15 protein-coding genes and 1 tRNA gene are annotated in these 14,795 nt (G+C 59.8%); 7 read left to right on the top strand and 9 right to left on the bottom strand.

Annotation, left to right across the window (positions count from 1 at the left end):
• Positions 1–2: 2 nt before the first annotated feature.
• The 7 genes from JH25_RS14370 to JH25_RS14400 all read right to left on the bottom strand — a co-directional run bounded on the left by JH25_RS14370 (position 3) and on the right by JH25_RS14400 (position 6,475).
• A complete protein-coding gene (locus tag JH25_RS14370; RefSeq protein ID WP_032878370.1) occupies positions 3–1,163 on the bottom strand; it encodes a Fic family protein in 1,161 nt (386 codons plus the stop codon).
• Positions 1,164–1,361: 198 nt separating this feature from the next.
• Positions 1,362–2,033 (bottom strand): hypothetical protein, encoded by a 672-nt coding sequence (locus JH25_RS14375; protein ID WP_005783902.1) that lies wholly within the window; start codon positions 2,031–2,033, stop codon positions 1,362–1,364.
• A gap of 86 nt (positions 2,034–2,119) precedes the next feature.
• Positions 2,120–2,518 carry an energy transducer TonB gene (locus JH25_RS14380; protein ID WP_236648040.1) on the bottom strand — a complete coding sequence of 133 codons (399 nt, stop codon included), beginning with the start codon at positions 2,516–2,518 and terminating at the stop codon, positions 2,120–2,122.
• Between the two features lie 228 nt (positions 2,519–2,746).
• Positions 2,747–2,822, bottom strand: a tRNA-Phe gene (locus tag JH25_RS14385).
• A 103-nt stretch (positions 2,823–2,925) separates the two neighbouring features.
• Positions 2,926–3,198 (bottom strand): oxidative damage protection protein, encoded by a 273-nt coding sequence (locus tag JH25_RS14390; protein WP_005783905.1) that lies wholly within the window; start codon positions 3,196–3,198, stop codon positions 2,926–2,928.
• Positions 3,195–4,262: an A/G-specific adenine glycosylase gene (gene mutY / locus JH25_RS14395; RefSeq protein ID WP_032878366.1), complete on the bottom strand. Its 1,068-nt coding sequence runs from the start codon at positions 4,260–4,262 to the stop codon at positions 3,195–3,197. The genes JH25_RS14390 and mutY overlap by 4 nt, the downstream gene beginning before the upstream one ends.
• Positions 4,259–6,475, bottom strand: coding sequence for an AsmA family protein (locus tag JH25_RS14400; RefSeq protein ID WP_032878364.1), 2,217 nt, complete (start codon positions 6,473–6,475; stop codon positions 4,259–4,261). The genes mutY and JH25_RS14400 overlap by 4 nt, the downstream gene beginning before the upstream one ends.
• A gap of 326 nt (positions 6,476–6,801) precedes the next feature.
• On the opposite strand from JH25_RS14400, the gene JH25_RS14405 reads away from it, so the two are divergent.
• The 7 genes from JH25_RS14405 (at position 6,802) to JH25_RS14435 (ending at position 12,567) form a co-directional block, all read left to right on the top strand.
• Positions 6,802–8,463, top strand: coding sequence for an OFA family MFS transporter (locus tag JH25_RS14405; protein ID WP_014716512.1), 1,662 nt, complete (start codon positions 6,802–6,804; stop codon positions 8,461–8,463).
• Between the two features lie 232 nt (positions 8,464–8,695).
• On the top strand, positions 8,696–9,292 hold the full coding sequence (gene hisB / locus JH25_RS14410; RefSeq protein ID WP_003187781.1) for an imidazoleglycerol-phosphate dehydratase HisB: 597 nt from the start codon (positions 8,696–8,698) through the stop codon (positions 9,290–9,292).
• Complete coding sequence (hisH, locus tag JH25_RS14415) at positions 9,292–9,930, top strand: imidazole glycerol phosphate synthase subunit HisH (protein ID WP_032878362.1); 639 nt, start codon at positions 9,292–9,294, stop codon at positions 9,928–9,930. Before hisB ends, hisH begins: the two co-directional genes overlap by 1 nt.
• Positions 9,931–10,188: a DUF2164 domain-containing protein gene (locus tag JH25_RS14420; RefSeq protein WP_032878360.1), complete on the top strand. Its 258-nt coding sequence runs from the start codon at positions 9,931–9,933 to the stop codon at positions 10,186–10,188. It begins immediately after the preceding gene.
• Positions 10,189–10,227: 39 nt separating this feature from the next.
• On the top strand, positions 10,228–10,965 hold the full coding sequence (gene hisA, locus JH25_RS14425; RefSeq protein WP_003171106.1) for a 1-(5-phosphoribosyl)-5-[(5-phosphoribosylamino)methylideneamino]imidazole-4-carboxamide isomerase: 738 nt from the start codon (positions 10,228–10,230) through the stop codon (positions 10,963–10,965).
• Positions 10,966–10,974: 9 nt separating this feature from the next.
• Entirely contained in the window at positions 10,975–11,745 is a 771-nt protein-coding gene (gene hisF, locus JH25_RS14430; protein WP_003171107.1) for an imidazole glycerol phosphate synthase subunit HisF, read from the top strand.
• A gap of 66 nt (positions 11,746–11,811) precedes the next feature.
• A complete protein-coding gene (locus tag JH25_RS14435; RefSeq protein WP_032878358.1) occupies positions 11,812–12,567 on the top strand; it encodes a substrate-binding periplasmic protein in 756 nt (251 codons plus the stop codon).
• A gap of 144 nt (positions 12,568–12,711) precedes the next feature.
• On the opposite strand, the gene JH25_RS14440 is transcribed toward JH25_RS14435, so the two are convergent.
• Together JH25_RS14440 and JH25_RS14445 are read right to left on the bottom strand one after the other, a co-directional pair.
• Positions 12,712–13,485: a divergent polysaccharide deacetylase family protein gene (locus tag JH25_RS14440; protein WP_032878357.1), complete on the bottom strand. Its 774-nt coding sequence runs from the start codon at positions 13,483–13,485 to the stop codon at positions 12,712–12,714.
• A 2-nt stretch (positions 13,486–13,487) separates the two neighbouring features.
• Positions 13,488–14,795 (bottom strand): S41 family peptidase, encoded by a 1,308-nt coding sequence (locus tag JH25_RS14445; RefSeq protein ID WP_005783925.1) that lies wholly within the window; start codon positions 14,793–14,795, stop codon positions 13,488–13,490.

Here is a 14,795-nt window from a genome sequence, read left to right as displayed (position 1 = left end):
CCTCATGGATAAGGTTTGTCCAGCTGCTCAGGGATAAAGCCTTCTTCGCGCAGGGATTTGATAACCCCTCTGATCAAATAATTATTTGAGAACCCGATTGTGTACTGCCGAGCGCCTGGACTGATGGGAAGCAGCATCCCTTGGTCGACCAGTTTTTTTATTTGATAGGTTCTTTGGGCGGCGGACAGTGTCGGTAGAGCGTCAGCGATATCGCCCGACTTGACCACCTTCAGTTGGATCGCCGTGCTCAGAATTTTCTCTTCAAGAGGCGTTATCCATGCGCGGTCTTTCGCCAATGCAATGGTGGGGGCAAGAATGTGCCTGGTCAGGTAGCGGTAGTCCGTCAGCCTGCTGACTTTCTCTAATTCATCTCTAATGCCTGCCAGCACATACGTACACCAAGCCTCAAGGCCTTCCTTGGTGCCTGTGTCAGCGGTGGAAAGCATCGAGTAATACTTTTCGCGGTCGATACAGAAGACTGCCGTCGGATTCAGGACTCGGCCGCCAGCGCTCACGTTGAAGCCGTACTTCATCAACATTGCGTACGTCAGAAGGCGCACGACGCGGCCATTGCCGTTGCCAAATGGGTGGATCCAGCCAAACCGGTGGTGGGCCAGCGCGACTTTCATCAGATCGTACTTGGGGGCATCCTGCTTATTCACAAAGGCGACGAGTTCTTGCATGTAGCCTGGCACCATCACCGCCTCGGGCGGGAGGTGATCGGACTGGGCAATGCTGACCCCGGACTCGCGGTAAGCACCTGGCGTACGATCACCTTCGCGTTGCAGTCCCTGGACGGTGATTGAGTGAAGCTCTCGAATCGCAAACTCCGTGAGATCAGCGCCGGTCTGCATGATGCTTTCGACGTAGTCCATGGCCTTTTCGATATTCGCAATTTCCCGCAACGGATCTGAAGCCTCGGCTGCCCCTTCGACTTTGCTTTCGATGTAGTCGGCCAGTGTCGTGTGGTTGCCCTCGATACGTGCAGAGCCCAGGCTTTCCAGCGTATGAAACAGGGCTTTCAACTGGAAAAAAACAGCAGGCGGTGTATCGCCACCCAGTTGCAGGCGGCGCAGGTGTTCCAGCTCGCTCAGAACATCAACCAGGCCCGAGTCGAACGAGGGGTTCAATAGCTCCAGATCGTGATGAGCAAACTCGGGCATATGGAAAGTATCTCCAATTGATATTTTGATTATCTCGAAAGCAGGCTGATTTGATGCCCGTAGGGAAGGCGTTAGGGGCCTGATGAGGCCCTACACTATCTCAAAAAAACAGTTCGGATAAGTGAAAAATATCCCAAATGAAACTAGGTCCGGTTGGCTTTGGTCAGGGTGCCCAAGCTGTATCCGGACGGGAGCAAGCTATTTGCAGCGATACCCCTCAGGCATCGTCACCGTGTAATTGCGCTGCACGCGGTCCTGGAAGTTCAGGTTCTGCAGGCCCTGCTGCACCAGGAAGGCTTCGACCTTGGCCGCCTGGCAATCGTCGTTATAGGACGATACTCGAAGCACGTACACGGCGCGCCTGCTCGCCTCGTCCCGAGCGGTAGCCCGGAAGGTGGTGAGGGTGGTGTAGCCGGTGCGTTCCGATGTGCCTACCGGGCCATAGGAGGTGTTCGGGGTGCTGGTGCAGGTCAGTTGATCGGTCTTTTTCTTGTTCTTCTTGCACTGTGTGGTGGTGCTGTTTGCTACCTGGCCATACTCGGTAGCGGTGTAGCGGTAAGTGACCTGCTTGCTTTCGACATCAAGGGTGATGGTCATTTTGATCGGTGCATGGTTCTTGGGAAGAGTGGTGTCGGTAAAGACATTGCGAAAGCCCTGGTCCTTCATGGCGCTGACCATGTCGCGCAGGTAGTACCGGGCATTGAGTGCGTTTTCGTCGCTGCCCCCGACAGACGTCACCAGTACGGTTGCCTGGCGGTCGAAGTGATAGTCCGGATCGGGTGTCGCGTTGATCGCTACGTCCATTTGCGTGGCGCATCCACTGAGTAGTGCAGTCAGCAGTAATAGCGAGCAGAGCAAGAGGCGTGTCATGAAAGAAACCTTACAGCTGTGAATTGGGTAAAGGGTGAACGATTGAAGCCAGTGAAAAACAAGCCTCAATCGCTCTGGGGCTTAGCTTAGCCCGCGCAGGATGGGGTCAGGCAAAACACAAAGGGTGCGCGCACCTCGACTTCACCATCCTTGAGAACTGACGCAGGCGGAGCAGGCATTGGCGATGCTGCTGGAAGAGATACCTGCACGGCAGCAACAAAAAGCTCAGAGCCTGAGTGACTGATGACGCGCTGACGCAACAAGTTGCCGTGGGCATCGATGATGAATTCAATATTGACCTGGCCTTCCAGCCCCTGCGCCTGGGCGTTTGCCGGGTAAAATTTGAACAGCTGTATATGGCTTATCAACTGTTGTTCCCATAACTGCTGTTCTGCCAGTTGCTCTGGGGAAGGGGTTCTTGCGCAGGCGCCAAGCAGCAGGGCAAGTGCGATCCAGCAATACTTCATACATATTTCCTTGAGCATTTTTTGCGTCCGTACTATCTGGCGCCACAGAGTATTTCAAATCCAGGCGCTTGGAAGGCTCACTCCCTCGACGGCTTTGCCGATGGGCTTGATCGGTGCCGGTATCGTGATTGCCTTTATTCAAGGCGCTCCTGCTCGGCATCCGGGTCCAAGGTGATCCAGAGCCCATTAAATCGCAGGCAATAAAAAACCCCAAGGAACATTGTTCCTTGGGGTTTCTCGGTATTTTGGTGCCCAGAGACGGAATCGAACCGCCGACACGGGGATTTTCAATCCCCTGCTCTACCGACTGAGCTATCTGGGCAACGGGGCGCATTAAACGGGTTTTTCAGGGGGTCGTCAAGCAAGTTTTCAAAAAATATTTAATTATTACCGTCGCTTACGTGCCGACCCCGGTTTTTGATCAATTATTGAGCAGGTGGCACGTAACCTTCGGCTTGGGCGTATTCCTCGCCGGAAAAGAACTTATCCATTTCGCCGGCCAGGTATTTGCGGTCTTCGGCGTTCATCATGTTCAGGCGTTTTTCGTTGATCAGCAGGGTCTGGTGTTTCAACCAGTCACCCCAGGCTTTGGCGGAGACGTGGTCGTAGATGTCCTGGCCCTTGGCACCTGGGTACGGAGGGCGTTCCAGGGCTGGCAGTTCTTCTTTGTACTTGCGGCAGATAACGGTGCGGGTCATGACGAAACTCCTGCGTTCAATGCTTGCGCCGCGCGCTTCAGCAGTTTTTTCACCGGGGCGGCAAGGCCCAGGCGCGGCGGGGTGGCGAGGTTATACCAAAGCCAGTCGGCCTCGGCCACGTGATGGGCGGATTCCTCGACCTGGACCAGCCAGGGTTCGATGGACAGTTGGAAGTGGCTGAAGGTGTGGATCAACCCCGGCAGTTCCTGATGCTTGCCCAGTGCGAGTGCGTGCTGGTTGGCCAGGTGGTCGAGGTCGCTCAGGTCATCCAGCTCGGGCAAGCTCCACAAACCGCCCCACAGGCCCGTGGAAGGGCGACGGTAAAGCAGGATCGCGCCCTCGGCGTTCGCCAGCATGGGCATCAGCGTGCGCTTTTGCGGGATGGTCTTGCGCGGTTTGGGGATCGGGTAACGCGTCTCCAGGCCGAGCATGTGGGCTTCGCAGCCTTTTTCCAGCGGGCACAGCAGGCAGCTGGGTTTGCTGCGGGTGCAAAGCGTGGCGCCCATGTCCATCATCGCCTGGGTGTAGGCGTTGACGCGCTCAAAGGGTGTAAAGCGCTCTGCGGTGGCCCACAGCTGCTTGGCCACTTTGGGCTCGCCCGGGTAACCCTCTTGGGCGGTAAAGCGCGCCAGCACGCGCTTGACGTTGCCGTCGAGGATCGGCGCGCGCAGGCCCATGCTCAGGCTGGCAATCGCGCCAGCGGTGGACAGGCCGATGCCGGGCAGCTCGGTGAGTTTTTCCACATCGCGGGGAAACTCGCCGCCGTACTCGTTCACCACGATCTTGGCGGTCTTCTGCAGGTTGCGCGCCCGGGTGTAGTAGCCCAGGCCGGTCCACAGGTGCAGCACTTCGTCTTCCGGTGCGGCGGCCAGGGCTTCGACCGTCGGCAGGGATGCCATGAACCGGTCGAAGTAATTGAGCACAGTGCTCACCTGGGTCTGTTGCAGCATGATCTCCGACACCCACACCCGGTACGGGGTGATGCCCTGTTGCCAGGGCAGGTCATGGCGGCCGTGGCGGTCGTACCAATCCAGCACCGCCTCTGAAAACTGCTCGTTTCTCATCGGTTGAACAGGCCTTTCAGTGCGTCTTTGAGCTTGGGATTAACCTTGTCGAGCTTCTCTTCCAGCTTCTCGTTCAGGCGATTGCCGGCAGCCTTGAGGGCGACCTGGCCCAGGCCGTCCTTGTCCAGGCGGCAGGCCTTGGCGCCAAGCTCCAGCGGGCCACGGCAGCGCAATGGCACCTCAATACCCTGGAAATTGGCGCCGACCTGGCAGGCCGGGTCCGGCACCTCGCGCTTGTCGCCTTCGACAATGATGCCGACGCGGTAGTCCATGCCCAGCACGCGCAAGTCGACATCGCCGTTGCCATTGACCGTCAGCCCTGGGATACGCACTTTCAGGTCAGGGTTGCTGGCCACGCCGTTACGCAACGTCAGGTTGCCGCGCAGTTCCTGGAAGGGGGTGTCCTTGCCCGGTGGCGTGCTGGCCAGGGTCTTGCGGTTGAGCAGGGCGATACCGGTGCAGACCTGTTGCTCGATATTGGCGTTGAGCAACACACCGTTATTGATCACAAAGCTGGCGGTGCCGTTGAGGCTGTCGATCAGTGCCTTCTGGCTGTTGCCACGCCCGGTCAGGTTGCTGTCCAGGGTGACCTGGCCTTTGACCGGCGGGTTTTTCCCTTGGGCCTGCAGGATTTTCTCAACCGGTACTTGCTTGATATGGGTTTGCATGGCCAGAAGCGGGAGATCCTGGCGCACATCGAGCGTGCCATTGGCCTGGAAGGTACCGTTGTAGAGACCACCGCTCAGGGTGTCGAGCTTGAGCTGGCCGTCGATGCCGGAGGCTTTCAGCGCCGCGTTCTGGATCGGCAGCTGGCTCAGGGTCAATTGTCCGAACGCAAGGTCGGCGTCGATATCCAGGCTGCGCAGGCGGGTCAGCGGCAGCAGCTTGTCGGTGCTCCAGGCGCCTTTGGTCGGGGCGTCCGGCAGTGGCGTGTTGCCGCCGGCTGCCATCGCACCGGCCTCGCTGTTCTGCACTTCGGCCTGGCGAGCGGCGGTTGCGCCTTTGGCTGCTTCTGATTTGGCCGGCAAGTAGTTGTCGGCATTGAAGGTATCGGCCTTGAGCTGTACGCGCAGGGACTGCTTGGCGAAATCATCGACAGCGACACGGCCGCTGAAGGTGCTTTCGTCGAGTTTCAGGTTCAGATTTTCCAGGGCGACGCTGGTCGGCGTGCCCTTGAGACGGCTCACCAGCTCGACCTTGCTCAGGCTGCCTGGGGCCATGGCCGGCAGCGGGTGGCCGACGCTCTCAAGGAACTTGGCCAGATCGAACTGGGCCACAGACAACGCGCCACTGACCTGCGGGGTCTTGTCCAGGTCGTTGACCTTCAGTTCGCCCAAGGCGCGCAACTGGTTGGCCGACAGTTTCAGGTTGGTCCATTCGGCGACGTTGGCCGCCAGATCCACCAACAATTGGCCCTGGGTGGAGAAACTCACGGTCTTGCCTTGCAGCGGCTCGCCGGTGGCTTCGCCGCTCAGGCGCATGTCTTCGAACTGGTAGCGCTTGAGGGCACGCTGGATGCGCAAGTTGCCGTTCAGCTCGGTCTTGACGCGCATCAGTGGCTGGTTGCTGCCCAGGAACGCGGTGAGTTTGAGCGGAATGCTGGCGCCCTCGTGGATGGCCCCGGCGCTCAACTGGATGCTCTCGGCACTCAATTGCTTGCCGGTCTGTTCATCGGTGTATTCAACGCGAGCGTTGTTGATGGTCAGGCTGTCGATGTCCAGGCGGATCGGCTGCGGGGGTTTTTCCGGTTTGGCTTCAGCCACCGGTTCGACGGGGGCCGGCGCAGGGGTATCCGTGGTTTCGTCGGGCAGGTTCTTGCCGATGTCTTCCCAGTTGCCATGGCCCTGCTTGTCGCGGTTCAGGCGCAGGTTCAGGCCCTCCACACGCACATCGCTCATCTGCACTTCGCGGCGCAGCAGTGGAAGTACGCGTACCGACAGGCCGAGCATCTGCAAATCGGCGAAAGGTTGAGTCGGTGCGGTCAGGGTCGCGACGCTGGCCTCGTGCAACTCCAGGCCCAGCCAGGGGAACAGGCTCCAGCCGATATCGCCATTGAGCGTCAGCTCGATGTGGGCCTTGTCGCGGGCTATCTGGCGAATTTCTTCTTTGTAGTCGTTGGGATCGAAGAGGTGGGTCAGGGCAAAGCCGAGCGCCACAATGATCAGCAACAGCCCGAGAAGTACCAGACCCAGGATTTTGCCGAACGCTTTCATGGGCGAGTCCTTGTATGTCGATTTCAAAATTTAGCCGAAGAGTATAACGCCCGACGGCCTGCGTCAGTTCACGGATCGTTACATTGTATCCAGGGGCTCGGAAATGGGATTTTGACGTCAGAAAAGTACAGATAATCCAAAAAAGGTAGTGGCAGTTTGATTTTTCTGTCATCCACTGATGCTAATCTCTGCACGTTCGTCCGCCTTCTGCGACGTATCGTCGCGCTTTAAATGGAGCTTCACTCAAAAAAACGGCCACGCTTTGCGTGCAAGGCCGAGGAGGAGAGCGCCTGACGGACGCATACCAATAACTGGGGGAAACACCAATGAGCACTAGCACTGTGGCCGGCACCGCCGCCGCACAGCCTGCGTTCCTGTCCAAGGAGCGCATCATCGCCAAGCCGGGGTTCAACCGCTGGCTGGTTCCACCGGCCGCCCTGGCCATCCACCTGTGCATCGGCATGGCCTACGGCTTCTCGGTGTTTTGGCTGCCGTTGTCCAAAGCGCTGGGTATCACCGCACCGGTCGCCTGCGCGCCAGACATGAGCTTTATCGCCCAGGTCTTCTCGTCCCAATGCGACTGGCCCATCTCCATGCTGGGCTGGATCTACACCTTGTTCTTCATCTTTCTGGGCTGCTCGGCCGCGATCTGGGGCGGCTGGCTCGAACATGCCGGGCCACGCAAGGCCGGTGTGGTCTCGGCGTTGTGCTGGTGCGGTGGCCTGCTGATCTCGGCGCTGGGCATCTATACCCACCAGATCTGGCTGATGTGGATCGGCTCCGGTGTCATTGGCGGTATCGGCCTGGGCCTGGGCTATATCTCGCCCGTTTCGACCTTGATCAAGTGGTTCCCGGACAAGCGCGGCATGGCTACCGGCATGGCGATCATGGGCTTTGGCGGCGGCGCGATGGTGGGGGCGCCTTTGGCTGCGGCACTGATGGGCCATTTCTCTTCGCCGACCAGCGTAGGTGTATGGCAGAGCTTTGTGGTCATGGCGGCGATTTACTTCGTGTTCATGATCGGTGGCGCACTGCTGTATCGCGTTCCGCCGACCGGCTGGAAGCCTGAGGGCTGGACCGCGCCGGCGAAAAAAGCCAGCAATGCGATGATCACTCATCGCCACGTGCATGTGAATGTCGCGTGGAAAACCCCGCAATTCCGCCTGGTATGGCTGGTGTTGTGCCTGAACGTATCGGCCGGTATCGGTATCCTCGGCATGGCCTCGCCACTGTTGCAGGAAGTGTTCGGCGGCAAGTTGCTGGGTGTCGATGTGCCATTTGGCCAGCTGGATGCCGGTCAGCTTGCCTCCATTGCAGCCATTGCCGCTGGTTTTACCGGCCTGTTGAGCCTGTTCAACATCGGTGGCCGGTTCTTCTGGGCGTCGTTCTCCGACTACCTGGGACGTAAGAATACCTACTTTGTGTTCTTCGCCCTGGGCTTTGCCCTGTACGCGCTGATCCCGAACCTGGGGCATCTGGGCAACGTGGCGCTGTTCGTGGCGGCGTTCTGCATCATCCTGTCGATGTACGGCGGTGGTTTTGCGACGGTTCCGGCTTACCTGGCCGACTTGTTCGGTACCCAGATGGTCGGTGCTATTCACGGTCGCCTGTTGACCGCCTGGGCTGCTGCGGGCGTGTTGGGGCCGGTACTGGTGAACTACCTGCGTGAATATCAGCTGAGCATCGGCGTTGAACGCGCCGCGGCGTATGACATCACCTTGTACATCCTTGCCGGTCTGCTGGTGCTGGGTTTCATCTGCAACCTGCTGGTACGCCCGGTGGCCGACAAGTACTTCATGACCGATGCCGAACTTGCTGCCGAGCAGGCGCTGGGGCATGACAAAGGTGCCGATGCGACCACCGTGCTGGAGTGGAAAGCATCCGCCGCCAGCAAGCCGTTGGCGATTGCCGCGTGGCTGGTGGTGGGTATTCCGTTGGCGTGGGGTGTGTGGGTGACCCTGCAGAAAACCGCAGTACTGTTCCACTAACACTGCAAAACCCTTGTGGTAGGGGGCTTGCTCCCGATGGCGGCGCATCAGTCAGTGCATTGTTGACTGATCTACCGCTATCGGGAGCAAGCCCCCTCCCACATTGGTTATGCATGTACGCACATGTCTATCCCCGACACGCCGTCAGTCTTATCCCCTTCGATGTTTCTGTTTGGCGCCCGCGCCCCTATAATGGCTGCCTTTTTCGCCCAATGATTTTGCGGAGCTGGTGATGGCCGAACGTAAGGCGTCTGTCGAGCGCGACACTCTGGAAACCCAGATCAAAGCCTCGATCAACCTGGATGGCACCGGAAAGGCCCGATTTGATATCGGTGTACCTTTTCTTGAGCACATGCTGGACCAGATCGCCCGTCACGGGCTGATCGACCTGGATATCGTCGGCAAAGGCGACCTGCATATCGACGACCACCACATGGTGGAAGACGTGGGCATCACCCTCGGCCAGGCATTTGCCAAGGCCATCGGCGACAAGAAAGGCATCCGTCGCTACGGTCATGCCTATGTTCCGCTGGATGAAGCGCTGTCGCGTGTGGTGATCGACTTCTCCGGCCGCCCAGGCCTGCAGATGCACGTGCCCTACACCCGCGCCAACGTGGGCCGTGGCTTTGATGTGGACCTGTTCCAGGAATTCTTCCAGGGCTTCGTCAACCACGCACTTGTCAGCCTGCATATCGACAACCTGCGCGGCACCAACACCCACCACCAGATCGAAACCGTGTTCAAGGCTTTCGGCCGCGCGCTACGCATGGCTGTGGAAGTCGATGAGCGCATGGGCGGGCAAATGCCGTCGACCAAGGGCGTCCTGTAATGCAGACGGTCGCGGTTATCGACTACGGCATGGGCAACCTGCACTCAGTGGCCAAGGCCCTCGAGCACGTAGGCGCCGGCAAGGTGCTGATCACCAGCGATGCCAACGTGATTCGCGAAGCCGACCGTGTGGTGTTCCCCGGTGTTGGCGCGATTCGCGATTGCATGGCCGAAATCCGCCGCCTGGGCTTTGACAGCCTGGTGCGCGAGGTCAGCCAGGATCGTCCATTCCTCGGTATCTGCGTCGGCATGCAAGCCTTGCTCGACAGCAGTGAGGAGAACGGCGGCGTCGATTGCATCGGTATGTTTCCCGGCCAGGTGAAGTTCTTCGGCAAAGACTTGCATGAAGACGGTGAGCATTTGAAGGTCCCGCACATGGGCTGGAACGAGGTGCGCCGCACCGTCGACCACCCGCTGTGGCACGAAATCCCGGACATGGCGCGTTTCTACTTCGTGCACAGCTACTACATCGCTGCCGGTAACCCGTGCCAGGTGGTGGGTGGCGGGCACTATGGTGTCGACTTCGCCGCAGCGCTGGCCGAAGGTTCACGTTTTGCCGTGCAATTCCACCCGGAAAAGAGCCATACCCATGGCCTGCAATTGCTGCAGAACTTCGCCGCGTGGGATGGTCGCTGGTAAATGGCCAGGAAACCGAAGCCGCCGATCTTGAACCTCACGCCCGAGCAGGAGCGTGAGGCAACCGACAAGATCAAGCGTTTCATGGAAGACCGCTTCGAGCTCAAGCTGGGCTCGTTCGAGGTCGCCGAGATTCTTGAGCTGTTCACCACCGAAGTGGCACCGCACTATTACAACAGGGCGATTTTCGACACGCAGACGCTCCTTAAGGAAAGGTTCGAAAGCATCGAAAGCGACTTGTGGTCGCTTGAGAAGCCCTGATTTCCCAAGCATTGCTGAATATCGAATAAGGTTTGCCAGATGCTGATTATCCCCGCTATCGATCTCAAGGACGGCGCTTGTGTACGCCTGCGCCAGGGCCGCATGGAAGATTCCACGGTGTTCTCCGACGACCCGGTGAGCATGGCCGCCAAATGGGTGGAAGGTGGCTGCCGTCGTTTGCATCTGGTGGACTTGAACGGTGCCTTCGAAGGCCAGCCGGTCAATGGTGAGGTGGTCACCGCGATTGCCAAGCGCTACCCGAACCTGCCGATCCAGATCGGCGGCGGCATTCGCTCCCTGGAAACCATCGAGCATTACGTCAAAGCTGGCGTGAGCTACGTGATCATCGGCACCAAGGCCGTGAAAGACCCGGCCTTCGTCGCCGAAGCCTGCCGTGCGTTTCCTGGCAAGGTCATCGTTGGCCTGGATGCCAAAGACGGCTTCGTTGCTACCGACGGCTGGGCTGAGATCAGCACCGTGCAGGTGATCGACCTGGCCAGGCAGTTCGAAGCCGACGGCGTGTCCGCCATTGTTTATACCGATATCGCCAAAGACGGCATGATGCAGGGCTGCAATGTGCCGTTCACCGCAGCCTTGGCAGCGGCCACGAAGATTCCGGTGATCGCTTCCGGCGGCATTCACAACCTGGGTGACATCAAGTCGCTGCTGGACGCCAAGGCGCCTGGCATCATCGGCGCCATCACTGGCCGTGCGATTTACGAAGGCACCCTGGACGTTGCGCAAGCCCAGGCTTACTGCGATGCCTACAACGGCTGAGGACTGACCATGGCGCTGGCCAAACGCATCATCCCTTGCCTGGACGTTGACAACGGTCGCGTGGTCAAGGGCGTCAAGTTCGAGAATATCCGCGATGCCGGCGACCCGGTGGAAATCGCCCGTCGCTACGATGAGCAAGGTGCCGACGAGATTACCTTTCTCGACATTACCGCCAGCGTCGATGGCCGCGACACTACATTGCATACCGTCGAGCGCATGGCCAGCCAGGTGTTCATTCCGTTGACCGTGGGCGGTGGCGTGCGCACTGTGCAAGACATCCGCAACCTGCTCAATGCCGGCGCGGACAAGGTCTCGATCAATACTGCCGCGGTATTCAACCCCGAGTTCGTCGGTGAAGCCGCGCAACACTTTGGCTCGCAGTGCATCGTGGTCGCCATCGACGCCAAGAAGGTCTCCGGCCCGGGCGAAACCCCGCGCTGGGAGATCTTCACTCACGGCGGGCGCAAACCTACCGGGCTGGACGCGGTGGAGTGGGCGATGAAGATGGAAGGCTTGGGCGCCGGTGAAATCCTGCTGACCAGCATGGACCAGGACGGCATGAAAAACGGCTTCGACCTGGGCGTGACCCGCGCTATCAGCGATGCACTGGGTATCCCGGTGATCGCCTCCGGTGGCGTCGGTAACCTGCAGCATTTGGCCGACGGTGTTATCGAAGGCCATGCCAGCGCAGTGCTGGCGGCGAGTATTTTCCACTTTGGTGAATACACCGTACCCGAGGCCAAGGCCTACATGGCAGCGCGCGGTATCGTCGTTCGCTAAACGCTGCTGGACACCATGGCAGGCTCGCGGCACTCTCTGCGCTTGCCATGGATTCCGGTAGCCTTCATGTTCAAACACCTGCTGCTCGCCCTCGCCAGTACCTCCATGCTCATGGCCGGTACGGCCCAAGCTGAAGAGCCGTCTGACGCCTCCCTGGTGCTGCTGACGGAAAATTTCCCGCCCTACAACATGGCGAAAAACGGCAAGAACTTCGCCAAGGACGAGAACATCGAAGGCATCGCCGTGGACATTGTGCGCGAAACCTTCCAGCGCGCCGGCATTTCCTACAACCTTACGTTGCGTTTTCCTTGGGAGCGAATCTACAAGCTCGCCCTGGAAAAGCCTGGTTACGGTGTATTTGTGATGGCGCGGCTGCCGGACCGTGAAGCCTTGTTCAAATGGGTCGGCCCCATCGGGCCGGACGATTGGGTATTACTGGCCAAGGCCGACAGCACGATCCAGCTCAACGAGCTTGAGCAAGCCCGCCGCTACAGGATCGGCGCTTACAAGGGCGACGCGATTGCCGAAACCTTGGGAAAACAGGGGCTCAATCCGGTTGTCGCTCTGCGCGATCAGGACAATGCGCAAAAGCTCATGGACGGCCAGATCGACCTGTGGGCCACCGGCGATCCCGCCGGGCGTTATCTAGCGCGCCAGGTTGGTGTAACAGGGCTTAAGACCGTGTTGCGGTTCAATAGCGCGCAGCTTTATCTCGCGTTGAACAAAGAGGTGCCGGACGAATGGGTGGTCAGGCTTCAGGCCGCGCTGGATGAGTTACGCAAGAGCGGTCGTGTAGACGAAATCATGGCGCGTTACCTCTGAAGTTGGCAGTTGCGCAGAATAAACGCGGTCAAAATGTGGGAGGGGGCTTGCCCCCGATAGCAGTAGATCAGCCAATACATTTTCAGCTGACACACCGCCATCGGGGGCAAGCCCCCTCCCACATTGGATCTTCGCCGCCTTCATTTAGCGGTAAATGCCGTTTTTGCCGTGGGCACTCATGGCCCGATTACTGCGCACGCTGATCATCAATTTGATATCGATCCACTCCACGCCCTGGGCCTTGAGCTTGGGCAGCTCGCGCTCCAGCACCGCCAGGGTCTGTGGGTAAGGGTGCCCGATCATCACCGCCGAACCCTGCTTATGCGCCAGCTTGATTGCGGTTTGCAGTTGGGTGGTAATTGCTGCCTCGGTGCGTTCGTCATCGAGGAACACATCCCGCGAAACATGCGCCAAGCCGATTTTCTGCGCCTCGGCGGCTGCGACGGTCTGCGCGCTGGTGCGGCTGTCCACGAAGAACTTGTGGCGTCGTTGCAGCTCGGCCATCAACCACGCCATCGCCTGCGGCTGCGCGGTCATGCGGCTGCCCATGTGGTTGTTGATGCCGGCGGTATAGGGCACAGCCTGGAACGCGGCGTCCAGGCGCTTGCCGAGTTCCTCCACCGGTAACTCGGGGTGCCAGGCGAAGGGGCCGGTGGCCGGGTCCATGGGCATGTGCAGGATCACGATCTTGCCGGCCTTGTGCGCCTCGCGGGCGAATTCGGCGGCATGGGGCGTGTCGGGCATGATCGCGGTGGTCACCGGGCCGGGCAGCGCAAGTACACGGCGATCGCGCGGCAGGTTTTGCCCCAGGTCGTCGATGATGAGAGTCAGGTAGGCTTTGTGGGGTTCGCCGGCAGGGGCCGCGTGAGCGACCCCTGCCAGGCTGCACAGCACAGCGATGATCAGGGCAAAACGCATGATCAACGGCTGCGCGTGATGCTCAGGCCCTTGAGCAGGCTCAGTGCCTGGGCCAGTTGGTAGTCATCGTCCTGCGGCATCGGCTTGGCCTTGGCGCCACTGCCGGTAGGCTGGTCGGCGCCGCCGTTGCCATTGCCCAGGTGACCCTGCAGGTCGGCCTCCTTGTAGTACTCGCCGTCGATCTCGTTGGTGATCTTGGCCCTGCGCACTTCGATGTCCGGCACGATGCCTTGGGCCTGGATCGAGCGGCCGTTCGGTGTGTAATACAGCGCTGTGGTGATTTTCAATGCGCGTTCGTTGTTCAACGGCAACACCGTCTGCACCGAACCTTTGCCAAAACTGGTGGTGCCCATCAGCACGCCGCGCTTGAGGTCTTGCAGCGCGCCGGCGACGATTTCCGACGCCGAGGCACTGCCGCCGTTGATCAGCACCGCCAGTGGCACGTTTTCGCTCAGGTCGTTGCCGGTGGCCGAGAAGCGCAGTTCGGAATTGGCGATACGGCCTTTGGTATAAACGATCAGGCCCTTGGTGACAAAGTGGTCGACCACCTCAACTGCCGACTGCAACACGCCGCCGGGGTTGTTGCGCAGGTCGAGCACGATGCCGTTGAGTTTCTTGCCATTGTCTTTGCGCAGCTTGGCCAGGGCCTTGGCCACTTCGTCGCCGGTCTTGACCTGGAACTGGGTGATACGGATGTAGCCGTAGCCCGACTCCAGCAACTGGCTCTTCACGCTCTTGACCGTGATGGTCGCGCGGGCCAGGGTCACGTCAAACGGGTTGCCGCCGTCGCGTACCAGGGTCAGGGTGATTTTCTGGCCGAGCTTGCCGCGCATCTTGTCGACGGCCTCGGTCATGCTCTGGCCACGGGTCGGCTGGCCGTTGATCTTCACGATCAGGTCGCCGGCCTGGATACCGGCCTTGGACGCAGGGGTATCGTCGATGGGCGAGACCACTTTGATCTGGCCGTCTTCGGAGCCCACTTCGATGCCCAGGCCACCGAACTCGCCGCTGGTGCTTTCCTGCAGCTCGGCGAAATCTTCAGGGCCCAGATAGGCGGAGTGCGGGTCGAGGTTGCTGAGCATGCCCTTGATGGCATTTTCCAGCAGGGCCTTGTCGTCTACGGGTTCGACATACGCTGCCTTGATCCGGTCCATGACCTCGGCAAAGGTGCGCAGCTCATCCAGTGGCAACGGCGCCTTGGTGGTCGCGGCCATTGCAGCGGGTGCAGCCTGGTCGGCAAAAGCCAGAGGCGCGCCGATCACCAGGGCGATCGTCAGGGCCAGCGAAGTGAGGCGGGACAAATGCAGCAT

It is taken from the genome of Pseudomonas sp. BRG-100, assembly GCF_000737955.1.
GTDB lineage: Bacteria > Pseudomonadota > Gammaproteobacteria > Pseudomonadales > Pseudomonadaceae > Aquipseudomonas > Aquipseudomonas synxantha_A.
Note: the sequence above shows the minus strand (reverse complement) of the source record. Positions and strands in the feature narration are given on the sequence as shown.

Bases quoted from the DNA above. Each gene is read 5' to 3' on its own strand.
- JH25_RS14370 (WP_032878370.1), bottom strand. From the start codon at position 1,163: ATGCCCGAGTTTGCTCATCACGATCTGGAGCTATTGAACCCCTCGTTC.
- JH25_RS14375 (WP_005783902.1), bottom strand. From the start codon at position 2,033: ATGACACGCCTCTTGCTCTGCTCGCTATTACTGCTGACTGCACTACTC.
- JH25_RS14380 (WP_236648040.1), bottom strand. From the start codon at position 2,518: ATGCTCAAGGAAATATGTATGAAGTATTGCTGGATCGCACTTGCCCTG.
- JH25_RS14390 (WP_005783905.1), bottom strand. From the start codon at position 3,198: ATGACCCGCACCGTTATCTGCCGCAAGTACAAAGAAGAACTGCCAGCC.
- mutY (WP_032878366.1), bottom strand. From the start codon at position 4,262: ATGAGAAACGAGCAGTTTTCAGAGGCGGTGCTGGATTGGTACGACCGC.
- JH25_RS14400 (WP_032878364.1), bottom strand. From the start codon at position 6,475: ATGAAAGCGTTCGGCAAAATCCTGGGTCTGGTACTTCTCGGGCTGTTG.
- JH25_RS14405 (WP_014716512.1), top strand. From the start codon at position 6,802: ATGAGCACTAGCACTGTGGCCGGCACCGCCGCCGCACAGCCTGCGTTC.
- hisB (WP_003187781.1), top strand. From the start codon at position 8,696: ATGGCCGAACGTAAGGCGTCTGTCGAGCGCGACACTCTGGAAACCCAG.
- hisH (WP_032878362.1), top strand. From the start codon at position 9,292: ATGCAGACGGTCGCGGTTATCGACTACGGCATGGGCAACCTGCACTCA.
- JH25_RS14420 (WP_032878360.1), top strand. From the start codon at position 9,931: ATGGCCAGGAAACCGAAGCCGCCGATCTTGAACCTCACGCCCGAGCAG.
- hisA (WP_003171106.1), top strand. From the start codon at position 10,228: ATGCTGATTATCCCCGCTATCGATCTCAAGGACGGCGCTTGTGTACGC.
- hisF (WP_003171107.1), top strand. From the start codon at position 10,975: ATGGCGCTGGCCAAACGCATCATCCCTTGCCTGGACGTTGACAACGGT.
- JH25_RS14435 (WP_032878358.1), top strand. From the start codon at position 11,812: ATGTTCAAACACCTGCTGCTCGCCCTCGCCAGTACCTCCATGCTCATG.
- JH25_RS14440 (WP_032878357.1), bottom strand. From the start codon at position 13,485: ATGCGTTTTGCCCTGATCATCGCTGTGCTGTGCAGCCTGGCAGGGGTC.
- JH25_RS14445 (WP_005783925.1), bottom strand. From the start codon at position 14,795: ATGCTGCATTTGTCCCGCCTCACTTCGCTGGCCCTGACGATCGCCCTG.